We start from the raw sequence: 16457 nt of genomic DNA, 5'->3' as shown, positions 1-16457 counted from the left end.
AGTTTAACTTAATAATTTGTAATTGCACTAGGGGGGCGAAAGCTGAGATTGGACAACTGTCCAGACCCTTAAAACCTGAACTAGGTAATTCTAGCGGAGGGAAGTGTGTATTGACGTTTAAATACCCATTACCTCAAGGTGATGGGTTTTTTTGGAGGGATTTTATGAAAAAATGGAACATACAAATGCTCGCTGAAGGCGGAATCATGATAGCCTTATCCGTTGTATTAAGCTATATTAAGATTTATACAGCACCAAATGGCGGAAGTGTAACTGCAGGCAGCATGATACCTATATTATTGTTTGCTATAAAATGGGGAGTAGGACCGGGAGTATTGGTCGGAGCAACCTATGGTATTTTAGATTTTATTTTAAAGCCTTATTTTTATCATCCGATACAGTTTTTATTAGACTATCCTATTGCATTTGGTCTATTGGGATTGGCTGGAATAGGAAGCAAAAAAAATGAAAATAATAAGTACAAAGAGTATTTCTCATTAATTTTGGGTATTGTCCTAGGTATAGGAGGAAGAATGGTATCTCACGTACTTTCGGGAGTTATATTTTTTTCGGAAAATGCAGGAGATTTGAATACATGGCGTTATTCCATTGAATATAACGCAACATATTTGGTGCCGGAACTTATTATTTCAATTGCAGTTTTAGTATTTATATGGAAACCCTTGAAAAGGGTAATCAAAAAATAAAGGAAGATGAAAATTGAAGGGGCTAATAATATCTAGTGGGGATGTTGCTAATTACAAATTATTGGTAAAATTATTAGAGTCACATGACTTTATACTTTGCGCGGATGGGGGTATCAGGCATCTTATGGCAGTAGGTGCAATACCCCATTTGCTTATTGGCGATTTAGACTCAGTAAGTAAAGCTGGGATGAATTATATAAATAAAAATAATATAAAATTATTAAAATATCCTGTTATGAAGGATGAAACGGATACGGAATTGGCTTTAGATTACCTTATCAGAGAAGGGTTTGATGAAATCACCCTAGTTGGAGTTACAGGCAGTAGGATGGATCATACTCTATCCAATATTTTTTTGCTTAAAGGTTTGAATGACAAAGGTATAAAAGGGAAAATTGTAGATGAAAATAATATCATATATTATTCAGATGATTATATAAGAGTTGAAAGAAAAGAAGGTTTCTATACATCGGTTGTTCCCATTAGCAATAAAGGAGCTAAAGTTACTTTACAAGGATTTTTATATCCTTTAGAAAATCATCTGATAAAATTTGGTTCAACTCTAGGAGTCAGCAACCAAATTGTTAATGAATATGGAGTAGTTAAAATAATAGAGGGTGAATGTTTGATTATCACATCAAAGGACTAAATAATTGTAACATATGATACCATCAATGAATAGAATAGTTATAACAACTGTGAATTTATTGGGGTGTTTTTATGAAATTATTTATCTATAGGCATTTTGACAAGATAATAAAAATAATTGGGATTCTCTTTTTAATTATGGGAAGTATAACGCTTATATATAGCTTTAAAATTAGAATTTTACTGTTTATTGTTGCTTTAATTAATCTTGGAATAGGATATTTACTTATAAAAATAAAATAAGGCTCTCCATTTTATTTTTATGGAAGCCTTTTTTATGTCACAATTATCAAATTATAAAGCTCTCTCAACATAACCAGATCTTAAACATCTTGTACAAACATTTACTCTTTTAACAGATCCATTTACAACTGCTCTTACTGTTCTGATATTAGGTGACCAACTTCTTGAACTTTTTTTATTAGAGAAAGTAACTTTATTTCCAAATACTTTTCCTTTTCCACATATTTCACATACTTTTGACACTACCAACACCTCCTTAGTCCTATTCTCATAGCGTTTTTTATTATTAGCTAAAGAACATATTATATTGTAACACATGAATATATAAAAAATCAATAAAAATATTATTAATAAAAGGTATTTCAATACTTTCTAATCTTTTTTATTTAATTTATGGATAGTAATTAGTTGAACTATTTATACTAATAATGTAAAATAGAAGAAAAGCTTCTAATATAAAATAAAAGTTTAAATTGAAGTATAAAGGTCAATGAGATTTTTACTGAAGGAGATATAAAGAATAAGTTATATTTAATTAAGGAGGCGAAGTTTATGCCAGCCAAAGTTCATGGTGATTTAGGGAATATAAATATTGACGACAATGTAATAGCTACTATTGCGGGGATATCTGCAATGGAAAGCTATGGGATTGTCGGAATGGCTTCAAAGAATGCAACTGACGGATTATTTGAATTATTAAAAATGGATAATCTTGCAAAGGGGATTAAGGTATATAGCAAAGAAGATGCTATTGTAATAGATTTACATGTAATTTTAGAATATGGAGTAAAGATATCTGTTGTGGCAGAAAATATCATTGATAGGGTGAAATTCAATGTTGAAAACCAAACAGGTTTGAAAGTGGAAAAGATAAATGTAAATGTACAAGGAATAAGAGTAGAAAAGTAATTTAGGGAGGTCACTTAACTTGAAAATAGAATTTATAGATGGGGTATTGCTAAAAAAAGCCCTAAGTGGCGCAGCTAGACTCCTCGAACAAAATAAAGAGGAGGTAAACTCCTTAAATGTTTTTCCTGTTCCGGATGGAGATACAGGTACAAATATGTTGTTAACTGTAAAATCAGCACTAAAGCAAGGATTAAATGTTGATGAAAATGATACTTATAAAATAGCTTTGGCTACTAGCCAAGGCTCTTTAATGGGAGCTCGTGGTAACTCGGGTGTAATTTTATCACAGCTTTTTAGAGGTTTTGCCAATGGGTTAAAATCAAAGAACAATATTGATATAATTACCTTGGCAAATGCTCTAAAACAAGCTTCTGATACTGCTTATAAAGCTGTTATGAAACCTACAGAGGGTACCATATTGACTGTTGCCAAGGAATGTGGAGAATTTGCAATATCCATCTCCAAGGAAGAAAAAGATATTGAAAATTTCATTAAAAGAGTAATTGAACATGGTAACAAAGCATTGGATAAAACCCCTGAAATGCTTCCGGTACTTAAGCAGGCAGGTGTAGTAGATGCCGGTGGTAAAGGATTGATGTATTTATTTTTAGGTGCATATAATGCTATTATCGGATTAGAAGAGTATTTTGAGGAAGAGGAAGCTGTTGAAATAAAAAAAGAGACTGTTCATCAGGAGAGAGAACACATTGATACTGATGATATTAAATTTGGTTATTGCACTGAATTTATGATAAATACGAATTATGATGATATTGAAAAATTCAGAAAGGAACTTTCAATTCAAGGAGATTCTTTGCTGGTTGTAGGTGGAGATGGAATTATAAAGGTTCATATTCATACAAATAATCCGGGAGTTGTTATTGAAAAAGCTCTAACATTAGGTGAACTTAAGGATATAAAAATTGATAATATGAGAATACAACATAGGGAAATCCTTTTGAAAGATGAACTTGCAGATTTGAAAAAAGAATCTGAAAAGGTTAAAATAAATAAAAAATATTCTTTTGTTGCTGTTTCAATTGGAGAAGGAATTGATGAAGTGTTCAGAGGATTAAATGTCGATGCAATAGTACCTGGTGGTCAAACGATGAATCCAAGCACTGAAGATATATTGAAAGCAATAGAAGATACAACAGGTGAATCTGTAATCATTTTACCAAACAATGGAAATGTCATATTGGCTGCCGAACAAACAAAGGTTATAAGTACAAGAAATATATTTGTATTACCTACTAAAAATATTCCGCAAGGGATAGCAGCACTGATTTCATTCAATGAGGAAGCTTCTATAGAAGAAAATATGATAAATATGTCAGAGGCAATTAATACTGTACTTACAGGACAGGTAACCTATGCAGTAAGAGATACAGAATATAAAGATAATAAGATAAATAAGGATGATATTATAGGACTTACTGATGGAGAGATTGAAGTAACAGGAAAGGATATAAACGATGTATCATTAAAGCTGATTGAAAAAATGGTTGATCATGATATAGGCATAATTACTATTTTTTATGGAAATGATGTAGATGAAAATAAGGTAAACGAGTTGTCAAATCTTTTAGAAGAAAGATTTAAAGATATAGATGTTGAGGTAGTATTTGGTGGGCAGCCATTATATTATTATATATTTTCCATAGAATAAAACCCTACCCTTTGGTGGGGTTTTTTTGAATAATGGAGGTAGTCATGGATAATTTGAATTTAAATGTACAGTACATAAAAGGAGTAGGTCCGAAAAGAGCATATCGGCTTAGGAGATTAAATGTCGAAACGGTCAGAGATTTAATATATTTTATACCTAGGGACTATGATGATAGAAGCCTTTTCAAAAATCTTGGGAGTGCGGTAAATGGAGAGAAAATAAGCCTTGAGGTTGAAATATGTGGAAATTCAAGCTTAAATAGAATTAAAAAAAACTTATCAATTTTAAAAATTCCTGTCAAAGATAATAGCGGATTTGGTAATTTGACTTTTTTTAACCAAGATTACCTTAGAGAAAAATTTAAAATCGGAGAGAAATATATTGTTAACGGCAAAGTAAATAAGACACATTTTGAAATCCAGATTACAAATCCAATTTACGAAAAAGAAGGAGAAAGTAAAAAGACTGGGAAAATTATTCCCATATATAACCTTACCAGTGGATTGACAAACAATGAAATGTTAAAGATTATTCATAATGTTTTGGAAGAATACTTAACATCTATTGATGAGAGTTTGCCTTCATATCTTATCAAAAAATATAAGTTAATGGGAATTCAAGAATCTATAAAAAACATCCACTTTCCGGAAAGTAAAAACAATATAAATTTAGCAAGGAGAAGACTGGCTTATGAGGAACTATTAGCTTTGCAATTAGGATTAACTACTATAAAAAACAAGGCTTACAATAGCACGAATGGAATAAAATTCCCATCAAGGGATGAAGTTTATGACTTTCTGGACAATTTACCATTTAAATTAACAAAAGCGCAACTTAAAGTGACAAATGAAATAATAGAGGATATGGAAAACGACAGGCAAATGAACAGACTAGTGCAAGGCGATGTTGGAAGCGGTAAAACTGTTGTGGGGGTTGTTGCAATGTACAAAGCGGTACTTTCAGGATATCAGGCTGCAATGATGGCTCCTACAGAGATATTGGCATCCCAGCATTTTGATTCCATATCCAAATTTTTATCACCCTATGGTATAAGTTGTGAGCTTTTAGTTGGCAGCATTTCAAAGAAAAGAAAGGACGAAATATTAGAAGATTTAGAATCCGGAAAGATTGATATAATAGTTGGAACTCACGCATTGATACAAGATAATGTTGAATTTCAAAGACTGGGATTAGTAATTACTGATGAACAGCATAGATTTGGGGTTAAACAAAGAGTGAGTTTAAGTGAAAAAGGCTCTAATCCCGATATCATAGTTATGACTGCAACACCAATACCCAGAACTCTTGCATTAATTTTATATGGGGATTTGGATATATCTGTAATTGATGAACTTCCACCGGGGAGAAAAGAAATTGAAACCTTTGCTGCGGGAATTGACATGAAGGAAAGAATCTATAAATTTGTAGAAAAGCAATTACAAGAGGGTAGACAAGCATATGTAGTATGCCCGTTGATAGAAGAATCAGAAAGTTTAACAATAAGTGCAGCGGAAAAATTATATAGGGAATTGAAAGAAGATGTATATAGAAAATTCAACGTAGGGATTTTACATGGGAAAATGACCTCGAAAGAAAAAGATGAGATAATGGAGGATTTTAAGGCTAATAGGATTAATATTTTAGTTTCAACTACTGTTATTGAAGTTGGAGTAAATGTTCCGAATGCCAATATTATGGTGATATTCAATGCTGAAAGATTTGGTCTGGCACAGTTGCACCAATTGAGGGGAAGAGTTGGCAGGGGAGAATATCAATCCTACTGTATACTTATCAATGAAAGTTTTAACCCTATATCTATGGAGAGAATGAGAATCATGCAACAGTCAACTGATGGCTTTGTAATATCTGAAAAAGATCTGGAGCTTAGAGGACCAGGAGAATTCTTTGGAACTAGACAACATGGATTACCTGAATTAAGGGTAGCAAATTTATTTACTGATATAAATATATTGAAAGCAGCACAAAAGGATGCAAAATTAATTTTAGAAAGGGACCCTGATTTAGCAGATCCAGAGCATATAGGATTAAGAAAAAGGGTCTTAGAACTATTTAAAGAGCCCTCCAATTAAAGACTTGAGAGTGGAATTGTAAATTAATTTATATTTTAAAGTTTAATAAAATGATAAAATATGATAAAATATTTCAATAAGGAAGGAAAGAATATTGAGAGTTATATCAGGCAATAAAAAAGGACATAGATTAAAGGCTCCTAAAGGGTTTGATGTTAGACCAACTGAGGATAAAATCAAAGAATCCATATTTAATATACTTAAACCCTTAAAAATTGAATTTACCGTATTGGATTTATTTGCAGGCTCCGGATCTATAGGCATTGAGTTTTTAAGCAGAGGGGCTAAGAAGGTATATTTTATAGATGTGAAACAAAATAGCATCGATATTATAAAAGAAAATCTAAGACATACAAAATTAGAAGATAAATCTACAGTATTAAAGCTGGAAGCAAATAGAGTGTTGAGGAAATTTTTAAAAGATAATCTTAAGTTTGATTATATATATCTTGATCCTCCATTTAAAAATCATGAATTATTGTTTAATGTTGTAGATTATATTACTAAACATGATTTACTTGAAAAGAATGGACTCATATTAATTGAACATGAAAAGGAATTGAATCTTAAGCTAAATATAAACAATTTTTACAGATGTGATTATAGAAACTATGGAAGTAAATCAATATCATTTTATAAAAAGCAAGAGGTGCTGAAATGAATGTAATATATCCGGGCAGTTTTGATCCCATTACATATGGTCATTTAGATATTATAAAGAGATGTTCATCAAAATTTGATAAAGTAATAGTTGGTGTTTTAAGCAATTCATCAAAAAAAGTAATATTTACTATCGATGAACGAGTTGAATTGATACGCAAGTGTACAAAGGAGCTTAAAAATGTAGAGGTTGATTCTTTTTCAGGATTACTTATAGATTTTGCAAAACAAAAGAATTGTCCTAATATTGTAAGAGGTTTAAGGGCTGTTTCTGATTTTGAATATGAAATGCAGATGGCATTGGTCAATAGAAAATTATATCCGGAATTAGAGACATATTTTATGGTTTCCGGGAATCAATATTCTTTTTTAAGTTCAAGTATTGTAAAGGAAATTGCAATGCTTAATGGAAATATATCTTGTTTTGTACCAAAGGTTGTTGAAGAGAAATTAGTAAATAAAATAAGGGGGTAGCTATAGTGGATATTTTGAATCTTATCGATGAAATAGAAGATATAGTTGAAGCCGGTACAAGCGTTCTTTTTACAAATAAGGTAATGGTAGATAAAGAAGAACTTTTGGAAATAGTTCAAGAAATAAGAATTAAATTGCCTGATGAAATAAAACAAGCCGCATGGATAAAAGACGAAAGGCAAAGGATTCTTGCTGAGGCACAAAAAGATGCGGATACAATGCTCAATGAAGCCGAATATAAATTAGAAGAGCTGGTTGACCAACAAGAAATAATCAAAAAGGCAAATGCAAGGGCCGAAGAAATCATAACTAAAGCGAAAAGCAATGCAAAAGAGATAAGAATCGGGGCAATGGAATACGCCGACAGTTTATTACTGGAAACACAAGAAAACTTAAAGGAAGCTATACAATTACTTAATGACAATAGAAAAGAACTTAGAGGTATGGAGTAATTGAATCTCTAGTAAGTTAAATCATTTAAAGGGTTAGCACCAATTTTTAAAATTAATTGGTGCTATATTTTTTTGATCCAAATATTTAAATCTATATTTTATCTTATTTATTAAGGCATAGGGCATATAATACATTTTTCTTTAGTTGTGGGCATAATAATAAATGCAAAATTACTATAATCACATATTTTAATAAATATATTGACAAGGGAAATACATCAGAATATAATAAATGTAAAGAGTTGCTCATTAATGATGAGCAAGTATTATTAATTTATTTGTAAACGTTATTTTAATTATAAAATTATAGTGGCTATTAATTTTACTATAAATAAAAGACAAAGGAGAGAGTTGCATGACATTAAGTACATGTAAAAAAACGATCTTAAAAGGTGGCACTATTGTATTACCAGATAGATTGGTTGGAGCATCTTTGGTAATTGAAAACGGTATTATCAAAGGAATCACCAATGCGAAAATTGGAGGTGATTATGAAATTGTAGATGTAACAGGGAAAGTTCTAATGCCTGGTGTTATAGATTCTCATGTACATATGTGGGATCCTTCTCCATTGAATTATCGTGAAGACTGGTATCATGGATCACAGGCAGCAGCAGCAGGGGGGATTACTACTATCGTCGAAATGCCGCTAAGTGTACCTCCTGTGACTGACAGACATGGTTTTGAACTTAAAAAAGAAGTGGCTAGTAAAGACTCATTTGTAGACTTTGCATTATGGGGAGGGCTTATTCCTTCTTGTATTGATAAGCTTGAAGAGCTTAATGACTTAGGTTGTGTGGCATATAAGGGTTTTATGTCCTTTGCAAACCCCGATTATCCGCAGATTACGGATGGATATTTAGTTAAAGGAATGAGAGAGGTAGCGAAGTTTGATGGATTAATAGGTGTGCATGCTGAAAATGCTGAGGTAGCTGATTTTGGCAGTAAGCATATGAGTGATATAAATTGCAAAGATGAATCCATGCATGATGAGGCTCGACCTTGGTGGGCTGAACTTGAAGCAATTCAGCGAGCAGTATTGTTTTCTAAGGTAAATAATTCACGATTGCTTATTTGTCATATGACAATTGCAGAAGGCGCTGAATACTTAAAAAAAGCAAAGATGGAAGGGGTTAAAGTATCTGTAGAAACATGCCCACATTATCTATTGTTTGATAAAAATATATTACGTGATAAGAAATCCTATGCTAAATGCAATCCGCCGTTGCGTAGCCGTGAAAATGTTGAAAAATTATGGGATTATATATTTGATGGAACAATTGATATAATTGGTTCCGATCATGGACCATATAGTGATGAAGAAAAAGTCAAGGAAGGGAGTTTTTGGAATGAGTATAGTGGGTTTGGTGGATTTGATGCTATGCTATCCGGACTTATTACTGAAGGAGTTCATAAGCGTGGTTTACCATTATCTCATTTATCTAAAATCACTTCTGAAAATACTGCAAGAATTATGGGCTTGTATCCTAAGAAAGGAAGTTTATTGCCAGGCTCAGATGCCGATGTGCTGGTAGTAGATCTTAATGAAGAATGGATTTATGATGGCATGAAATCTTTTTCAAAGACAAAAAGCAACAAAGGAATCTATCAAGATATGAAATTTAAAGGTAAGGTTGAAAAAACACTTGTAAGAGGAGAGCTGGTATATGATAATGGAATGATTGTAGGAAAACAAGGATATGGGCAGTATGTACCTAAACAGAATCAACATAGTTAAAGAAAGGAGTCCATTATGACACAGGAAAACTTGAAAGCACGTGAAGTGATGATGGGAGGCATTAAGGTATCTCAGATTGCGTTTGGAACTGAGCATCTTAACCAATATACTCCAAATTTTGGAGGAGCGATTTTACGAGATGCAGCATTACAAAATAATGTGTTTTTTTGGGATACAGATAATTGCTACGGTAGTCAACCTGCTGTTGCAGCGGGTCTTAAAATGTTAGATAGGTCAAAGGTAATAGTTACAAGCAAGACTTATGCAAAGACCGAACAGGAATCGGAGGAAAGTCTTGCAAGAATATTAAAGGATTTAGATACACCTTATATCGATTTTTGCTTACTACATGGTGTTGTGTATGGAGAATTAATTGATCATTTGCCTGCATTAGCTGCATTAAGAAGACTTAAAGACAAGGGATTTGTAAGGCAAATAGGATTATCAACTCATTCAGCAAGTGTTGCTTGGGATGCGTCTGATATTGAAGGAATTGAAGTATTATGTGTTACTTTCAATCGAGACGGTTCCCGTATAGAAGAAGGTAATTTTGATGGCATGGTTAGAGCTTTAAAAAAAGCACATGATGTAAAGAAAAAAGGCACATATGTTATTAAAACCTTAGGAAGAGGGGATTTGGTACATGATCTGGAAAATGCGTTGAATTGGGTAATGGACTATCATGAATATATTGATGTATATAACATTGGATATAGAAATCTTCGAGAATTGCGTCAAGATTTGAGTGTAGTAAACAATTATTACGATAAATTGGAGGTGAGAAATAATGAGTGAAAATTTGTTAATAAAAAATGTTACAATGTTAACATTCTTCAATGATGGATACAACGCAATAAAGATTCAAGAGACTGATATTTTAATAAAAAATGGACTTATTGCACAGATTGACAAAAATATTGAAGACTCATGTAAAACAATAGATGGAACAGGGAAATTGGCTGTTCCTGGTTTAGTAAATTCACGTAGTCGCTCCTTGGCTTCAAAAGTTTCCAAGAGTATTGCTGAAGATGTTAATCTTGATAAATATGGAAATTCACCTTTATATACAATGGTAAATCCATTTCTCAATATTTCATTAGACATTTTGAATGACGAAGAATTAAAATCAATACTAGAAATTGCTCTTTATGAAGCGATAGATAGTGGTACTACTACTTTGCTCGAGCAATGTGTAGGTCGTGAATTACCACTTTATTTAGAATTATGCGAAGAATATGGATTACGGACTTTTGCAGCACCAATGTTAATGAGCAGAAAATCTTTGCCTGAAGCAGATGCATGGGGTAATTTTGATTTGTGTTTGCAAGAAGTGGACGAGCAGGGAATTGTTGATTGGAACTGTTCACTGGTTGAAAAGTATAAAAATAACGAGATAGTAAAAGCATCTATGGGGCTCGGTTCAGTTGATACAATATCTGAGAGTTTGATTGCTAAAGTGGCAAAAAATGCTTTCGAAAGTAATAGTATTTTAATGATTCCTGCAAATGAAACTTTGAGGGAAAGAGAAATTTGTCAGGAAAGATATGGCCTTTCTCCAATTGAAGTATTGCATAAAAACCATGCTTTATCTAGAAAGACTTTATTAGGTGGATTAATATATACTACTAAAGAAGATCGTAGAATTATCAAAAGTATGTCTTCTCAGGCTGTAGTATGTCAGTATCAGGGAATGTTGGATGCAGTTTTATCTCCATTTATAGATTTTCTAATTGATGATATTAATACTACAATCGGTACTGGACGTTGCTCAATAAATATGTTAGAGCAACTAAGAATGTCAGCAATTGCTGGTAAGTTACAATTTGGAAAGCGCTATCAGATGCGAGCATCCGATGCATTTTATGCCTCTACAGAGGCAGGAGGAAGAGCAGTCGATATGAAAATTGGCCGACTAGAAGAAGATTGTAAAGCTGACATATTGTTAGTGGATTTAAGTAATCCTAGTTTTCATCCCTTTGCATTGCCAGTAAGGGAACTAATATATAATACTAAAACTTCAGATATTAGTGAGGTGATTATAAATGGTAAATTGTTAAAGCAAGGTGGAAAGGTTCTGGTAGCGGATAAAAAGGATATTGTTATGCGTTCAGAAAAGGCTATGGAGAAGGTTTGGCAGCGTGCGAGAGATATTGGTGTATTATAAATAAGATATGAAAGGGTGTAAATAATGAAAAAAATGAAAAGAATCATTAGTCTGCTGTTGGTATTTATACTTATGCTTTCACTTGTAGCTTGTGGAGGAGAAAAGAAGGATCCAATCAAGATTGGTTTCGAAGGTTGGTCATCTGGAGCTGATGCTTATATGGGACAAGTTGCTATTGCAGTTTTACAGGATTATATTGATAATGTAAATGCTAATGGAGGTTGGTTGGGTAGACAGGTTGAATTAGTACCTTATGATATTTCTAAAGATTTTTCTGAATCTATTAATGCAACTAATAGATTAATTAATCAAGATAAAGTTACAGCTATTATAGGACCAGATGGGAGTCCATTTGCAATACCTCTTGGCGATATTGTGGAAAATGCTCAGATTCCATTGTTACCTTATGGATCCAATGCAGCTGTTACACTTAATGATGATGGTAGTGTAAAACCGTATGTATTCAGAGCTTGTCCTGTTGACTCTGATAGTGCTACTGTTTTAGCGTCATATGTATATAAAGAAATGGGTGTCCGTAGGGTGGCTACTTTGATTGAGACAACCAATGCATATTGTGTTGGTATGGGAGAAGCCTTTGTCAAAGCTTTTACAAGTCTAGGTGGTGAAATTGTAGCTACAGAAAGTTATCCAGTAGAAGAAATTGAATTTCGTGCACAATTAACAAAGTTAGCAGAAAGTAAACCAGAATATATTTTCATGCCTGCAGCAGCCTATAAAGAAGTAGGGAATGCTGCAAAGCAATTAAAAGAATTGGGATTCTCAGATAATATTAAAATATTGGGAACAGATGGATGGTACATTCCTGAATTAATGGGTATTGCCGGACCCGAATTGGAGGGTGCACATTTGATAATTGGTGCTGATATGAGTGATCCAGAATTTGCTGATATTATTACTGATTATAATAAAAAACATGGAGATTTAGATATGGAATTACATATCTATGCTCTTTATGCTTTAAATGCACTTCAATTCATTGAACATGCTATTTTAGAAGCTGGATCTACGGAAGGGCCTGCAATTAGAGATGCTTTAGAAAATATTAAAGATCTTGAAGTATCAACTGGTGGAAAGTGGACGTTGGATCCTAAGACACATAATCCTAAGGGTTCAGAATTTAGTATTGTAAAAGTAACGGATAGCCAGTTTAAGACAATTACTAAATATACTGATTAAGGATTAAACCAATAACATAATTTATACCTTTATTAGGTGGGAGATAATATATATTTTATCTCCCACAGATTCTAATTTGAAAATGGAATAATAATACCTTTATTCAGTATAAAAGTAGGGAAAACTGAGAAAGGTGTGTATATCCTATAAAGTGAAACAGGGGTGATATATAATGAATATTTTTTTACAGCAGTTAATTACAGGATTATCTATAGGAAGCGTATATGCACTATTGGCAGTAGGATATGCATTAATATATAGTATTTTTGATTTTACAAATTTTGCTTTTGGAGCTCTAATGATGATAGGTACTTATGCTGCATTTTATTCAATTTCTCTAGTTAATTTTCCGCTATTAGGAGCTATTATTATAGCTATGTTAATAACAGCGGTAGCATCTATTTTGGTTGAAATATTAGCATACCGTCCTATGAGAGAGAAAAAAGCATCAAAACTATATTTAATGATAACTGCAATGGGTGTAAATATATTTATTCAGAATTTAGCAATCCAAACTATTGGAGGCAGTGTTAAAGCTTTTCCTTCAGATTGGGCTAAACAAGTAGTAAATTTTGGCATTGTTAAAATGCCACGTTCAGATATTTTAGCGGCTATTATTTCTCTAGCAATGTTAGCCATATTATGGTTTTTTTTATATAAATCGCGTTTAGGGCTGGGGATACGGGCAAGTGCATACGATACTCGTACAGCTGGACTTATGGGATTAAACGTAAATATTATTTCTCTTACAGTATTTGCTATATCTGGTTTTACCGCGGGGCTTTCGGGTGTATTTTTTGGAATGAAATATGCAGTATATCCAGCAATGGGGGGGATATCTAATAAAGCTTTTATAGCAGCTGTAATTGGAGGACTAGGGAGTTTACCAGGTGCTGTAATTGGTGGCATTGCCTTAGGTCTTATTGAAACGATGGTCTCTGCATATGTGTCTACTACATTTAGAGATCTATTTTCCTATGCAACTCTCGTGTTAATCCTACTATTTCTACCAAATGGTCTACTTGGAAAGAATATACAAGATAAATTGTAATCGAAATAAAATGTTTTGAAAGGAGAGAATGGTATGGGTTATGCAAAAGGGATATTAATACTGATGAGCATAAATATCGTTGGTGTATGTGGTGTTATAATTCTTACAGGATTTACAGGTTTATTTTCTTTGGGACATGCTGGTTTTATGAGTATTGGTGCTTACGTCGCTGCTATACTTACAAAATACTTTGGAATTCCATTTTTACTTTCTATGTTAATAGGAGGCTTGATTGCTTCATTGAGCAGCCTGATAGTAGGATATCCTACTTTACGTGGAAAATTAAAAGGAGATTATTTTGCAATCGCAATGATGGGCTTTGCTGAATCAATTAGGTTATTATTTAGTAATATCTATCCATATTTTAATGGGGCTTTAGGCCTTAGTGGAATTCCGCTAAAAATGAATTTAACTACTTCCTTAATCATTTGTGCAATTGTAGTTTATTTCACTTTCCGATATCTAAATTCTCAACATGGTAAATTATTAATATCAATTAGAGAACAAGAGGTGGCAGCCGAATTAATCGGTGTTAATGTTACAAAAGAAAAACTTAAATCTTTATTGATTAGTGCATTTTTATGTGGTATTTCAGGTGGAATGATGGCTTTCTATTATACTTATATGACTCCAAATACTTTTTCTGCTGAACTTTCTAACAATATGCTCGCAGCAGTTGTATTTGGCGGTATGGGTTCAATTTCGGGTCCAGTTATTGCAACAATTATTCTTACAGCACTCCCTGAGCTGTTACGCGCTGTGGCGAGATGGAGACTTGTTATTTATGGTTTATTAATGATCATAGTAATGCTTTTCCGTCCTGAAGGCTTATTGGGTAACAAGGAAATTTCTTTATACCCTTTTATAAAAAGAATAAAAAAAGAAAAAAAGGTACGGGATGTTACTATTAAGGAGGGCAAATAATGTCGCTACTAGAAATTGAAAACCTAACAGTAGAATTTGGAGGATTGAAGGCATTAAGTAATGTAAATTTAGAAGTAAATGAAGGCGATTTTTTAGGGCTAATAGGGCCAAATGGTGCTGGAAAAACTACTCTATTTAACGCAATAACAGGTGTTGTAAAACCCAGTGATGGAGATATTAACTTTGAAGGGAAAAACATTAAAGGTATGCGTCCTGATAAAATCGCATTAAGGGGGATAAGCCGTACCTTTCAGAATATTCGTTTATTTCCTAAAATGAAAGCATCTGAAAATGTAGAAATTGGCATTATTAGAGTACCACAATATAGTATTCATGATGCTATTCTAGGATTACCTAAACAACGTAATAAAGATAAAGAAAATTATGAACAAGCCTTAAGACATCTAGAGCAGGTTGGTATTCTTGAGTACAAAGATGCTTATGCTGGTGAATTACCTTATGGAATTCAGCGCCGATTAGAGATTGCAAGAGCAATTGCTACAAACCCTAAAATTTTATTTTTAGATGAGCCAGCAGCTGGAATGAATAATGATGAAACAAAAGATTTAATTAATTTTCTTAGTAAGTTGCATAAGGATACAGGTATCACAATTGTTTTAATTGAACATCATTTAGATGTAGTTATGGAATTATGTAAAAATATTATGGTCTTAAACCTTGGTAGTACGTTAGCATATGGAAATCCAAAAGAAATTCAAAGTAATCCTGATGTAATAAAAGCATATATTGGTGAGAGGAGGCAAAAAACTAATGTCTGATAAAAGAATTCTAGAGGTAAAAAATCTGGAAGTCTATTATGGTGGTATTCATGCATTGCATGATATCAATATGCATATAAATCAAGGTGAAATTGTAACTATTATAGGTGCAAATGGTGCTGGTAAATCTACATTATTAAATACAATTGCAGGTGATAAAGAAAAAAAGCATGGGAATATTTTATTTGAAGAGATAGATGTACCTGAAAAATCTTATAAGGCAGTGGAGAGGGGAATTTGTCTTGTCCCAGAAGGACGTCGTATATTTGTAAATTTGACAGTAAAGGAAAATCTTCGTATTGGAGCTTTTCTTGAAAAAAAATCATCAACTATAAATCGTTTATATGATGAAGTATTTGAACTGTTTCCACGATTAAAAGAGCGTACTAATCAGATTGGAGGTACTCTTTCGGGTGGCGAACAACAAATGCTTGCAGTTGGGAGGGCACTAATGGCTAGACCCAAGTTATTAATGCTAGATGAACCCTCACTTGGTTTGGCGCCTATAGTCATTGATGAAATGTTTGAAAAAATTGTACAAATTAATAGAGAATTAGGAACAACAATTCTACTAGTAGAGCAGAATGCATTTATTGCATTAGATATTGCTAATAGGGGCTATATACTAAATGTTGGTAAAGTTACAATTGAAGATAATGCAAGTGATTTGATGGAAAATCCAATAGTACAGGAAGCTTATATGGGGATAAAATAGAGTAAAAACCTATTAACATTATACTTATGAGGGGGTT

Annotated in this window: 17 protein-coding genes and 1 riboswitch; of the genes, 16 read left to right on the top strand and 1 reads right to left on the bottom strand. The window is 32.8% G+C overall.

Annotated features, from left to right (window positions below; genetic code table 11):
- Positions 1-19 precede the first annotated feature (19 nt).
- Positions 20-119, top strand: a riboswitch (TPP riboswitch).
- Between the two features lie 45 nt (positions 120-164).
- A complete protein-coding gene (thiT, locus tag H8707_RS10425) occupies positions 165-707 on the top strand; it encodes an energy-coupled thiamine transporter ThiT (RefSeq protein ID WP_262430083.1) in 543 nt (180 codons plus the stop codon).
- A 13-nt stretch (positions 708-720) separates the two neighbouring features.
- Positions 721-1356: a thiamine diphosphokinase gene (locus H8707_RS10420; RefSeq protein WP_262430082.1), complete on the top strand. Its 636-nt coding sequence runs from the start codon at positions 721-723 to the stop codon at positions 1354-1356.
- 293 nt (positions 1357-1649) lie between these two features.
- Here H8707_RS10420 and rpmB read toward each other — a convergent pair whose 3' ends face one another.
- On the bottom strand, positions 1650-1841 hold the full coding sequence (gene rpmB / locus H8707_RS10415) for a 50S ribosomal protein L28 (protein ID WP_262430081.1): 192 nt from the start codon (positions 1839-1841) through the stop codon (positions 1650-1652).
- Between the two features lie 309 nt (positions 1842-2150).
- On the opposite strand from rpmB, the gene H8707_RS10410 reads away from it, so the two are divergent.
- From H8707_RS10410 to H8707_RS10345, 14 genes are all read left to right on the top strand, one after another.
- Positions 2151-2507 (top strand): Asp23/Gls24 family envelope stress response protein, encoded by a 357-nt coding sequence (locus H8707_RS10410; RefSeq protein WP_262430080.1) that lies wholly within the window; start codon positions 2151-2153, stop codon positions 2505-2507.
- 19 nt (positions 2508-2526) lie between these two features.
- Positions 2527-4176 (top strand): DAK2 domain-containing protein, encoded by a 1650-nt coding sequence (locus tag H8707_RS10405; protein WP_262430079.1) that lies wholly within the window; start codon positions 2527-2529, stop codon positions 4174-4176.
- 44 nt (positions 4177-4220) lie between these two features.
- Positions 4221-6266, top strand: coding sequence for an ATP-dependent DNA helicase RecG (gene recG, locus H8707_RS10400; protein WP_262430078.1), 2046 nt, complete (start codon positions 4221-4223; stop codon positions 6264-6266).
- A 94-nt stretch (positions 6267-6360) separates the two neighbouring features.
- Positions 6361-6927, top strand: coding sequence for a 16S rRNA (guanine(966)-N(2))-methyltransferase RsmD (gene rsmD / locus H8707_RS10395; protein ID WP_262430077.1), 567 nt, complete (start codon positions 6361-6363; stop codon positions 6925-6927).
- Entirely contained in the window at positions 6924-7400 is a 477-nt protein-coding gene (gene coaD, locus H8707_RS10390; protein ID WP_262430076.1) for a pantetheine-phosphate adenylyltransferase, read from the top strand. Before rsmD ends, coaD begins: the two co-directional genes overlap by 4 nt.
- Positions 7401-7405: 5 nt before the next feature.
- Positions 7406-7852: an ATPase gene (locus H8707_RS10385; RefSeq protein WP_262430075.1), complete on the top strand. Its 447-nt coding sequence runs from the start codon at positions 7406-7408 to the stop codon at positions 7850-7852.
- Positions 7853-8207: 355 nt separating this feature from the next.
- Positions 8208-9590 (top strand): allantoinase AllB, encoded by a 1383-nt coding sequence (allB, locus tag H8707_RS10380; protein ID WP_262430074.1) that lies wholly within the window; start codon positions 8208-8210, stop codon positions 9588-9590.
- Between the two features lie 15 nt (positions 9591-9605).
- Positions 9606-10385, top strand: a complete 780-nt coding sequence (locus tag H8707_RS10375) for an aldo/keto reductase (protein WP_262430073.1) — start codon at positions 9606-9608, stop codon at positions 10383-10385.
- A gap of 25 nt (positions 10386-10410) precedes the next feature.
- A complete protein-coding gene (locus H8707_RS10370; RefSeq protein ID WP_262430072.1) occupies positions 10411-11754 on the top strand; it encodes an amidohydrolase family protein in 1344 nt (447 codons plus the stop codon).
- A gap of 24 nt (positions 11755-11778) precedes the next feature.
- The gene (locus H8707_RS10365; protein WP_262430071.1) at positions 11779-12951 is read left to right on the top strand and encodes an ABC transporter substrate-binding protein; all 1173 of its coding nucleotides are present in this window, start codon (positions 11779-11781) and stop codon (positions 12949-12951) included.
- A gap of 172 nt (positions 12952-13123) precedes the next feature.
- Positions 13124-14002 carry a branched-chain amino acid ABC transporter permease gene (locus tag H8707_RS10360; RefSeq protein ID WP_262430070.1) on the top strand — a complete coding sequence of 293 codons (879 nt, stop codon included), beginning with the start codon at positions 13124-13126 and terminating at the stop codon, positions 14000-14002.
- Between the two features lie 33 nt (positions 14003-14035).
- Positions 14036-14926 carry a branched-chain amino acid ABC transporter permease gene (locus H8707_RS10355; RefSeq protein ID WP_262430069.1) on the top strand — a complete coding sequence of 297 codons (891 nt, stop codon included), beginning with the start codon at positions 14036-14038 and terminating at the stop codon, positions 14924-14926.
- On the top strand, positions 14926-15705 hold the full coding sequence (locus tag H8707_RS10350) for an ABC transporter ATP-binding protein (protein WP_262430068.1): 780 nt from the start codon (positions 14926-14928) through the stop codon (positions 15703-15705). Before H8707_RS10355 ends, H8707_RS10350 begins: the two co-directional genes overlap by 1 nt.
- Positions 15698-16420, top strand: a complete 723-nt coding sequence (locus tag H8707_RS10345; RefSeq protein WP_262430067.1) for an ABC transporter ATP-binding protein — start codon at positions 15698-15700, stop codon at positions 16418-16420. Before H8707_RS10350 ends, H8707_RS10345 begins: the two co-directional genes overlap by 8 nt.
- Positions 16421-16457: the final 37 nt, after the last annotated feature.

Source organism: Paratissierella segnis, assembly GCF_014385195.1.
Lineage (GTDB): Bacteria > Bacillota > Clostridia > Tissierellales > Tissierellaceae > Paratissierella > Paratissierella segnis.
The sequence above is the reverse complement of the archived record's forward strand: the minus strand, read 5'-3'. Positions and strand labels throughout refer to the sequence as shown.

Bases quoted from the DNA above. Each gene is read 5' to 3' on its own strand.
- thiT (WP_262430083.1), top strand. From the start codon at position 165: ATGAAAAAATGGAACATACAAATGCTCGCTGAAGGCGGAATCATGATA.
- H8707_RS10410 (WP_262430080.1), top strand. From the start codon at position 2,151: ATGCCAGCCAAAGTTCATGGTGATTTAGGGAATATAAATATTGACGAC.
- recG (WP_262430078.1), top strand. From the start codon at position 4,221: ATGGATAATTTGAATTTAAATGTACAGTACATAAAAGGAGTAGGTCCG.
- coaD (WP_262430076.1), top strand. From the start codon at position 6,924: ATGAATGTAATATATCCGGGCAGTTTTGATCCCATTACATATGGTCAT.
- allB (WP_262430074.1), top strand. From the start codon at position 8,208: ATGACATTAAGTACATGTAAAAAAACGATCTTAAAAGGTGGCACTATT.
- H8707_RS10375 (WP_262430073.1), top strand. From the start codon at position 9,606: ATGACACAGGAAAACTTGAAAGCACGTGAAGTGATGATGGGAGGCATT.
- H8707_RS10370 (WP_262430072.1), top strand. From the start codon at position 10,411: ATGTTAACATTCTTCAATGATGGATACAACGCAATAAAGATTCAAGAG.
- H8707_RS10365 (WP_262430071.1), top strand. From the start codon at position 11,779: ATGAAAAAAATGAAAAGAATCATTAGTCTGCTGTTGGTATTTATACTT.
- H8707_RS10360 (WP_262430070.1), top strand. From the start codon at position 13,124: ATGAATATTTTTTTACAGCAGTTAATTACAGGATTATCTATAGGAAGC.
- H8707_RS10355 (WP_262430069.1), top strand. From the start codon at position 14,036: ATGGGTTATGCAAAAGGGATATTAATACTGATGAGCATAAATATCGTT.
- H8707_RS10350 (WP_262430068.1), top strand. From the start codon at position 14,926: ATGTCGCTACTAGAAATTGAAAACCTAACAGTAGAATTTGGAGGATTG.
- H8707_RS10345 (WP_262430067.1), top strand. From the start codon at position 15,698: ATGTCTGATAAAAGAATTCTAGAGGTAAAAAATCTGGAAGTCTATTAT.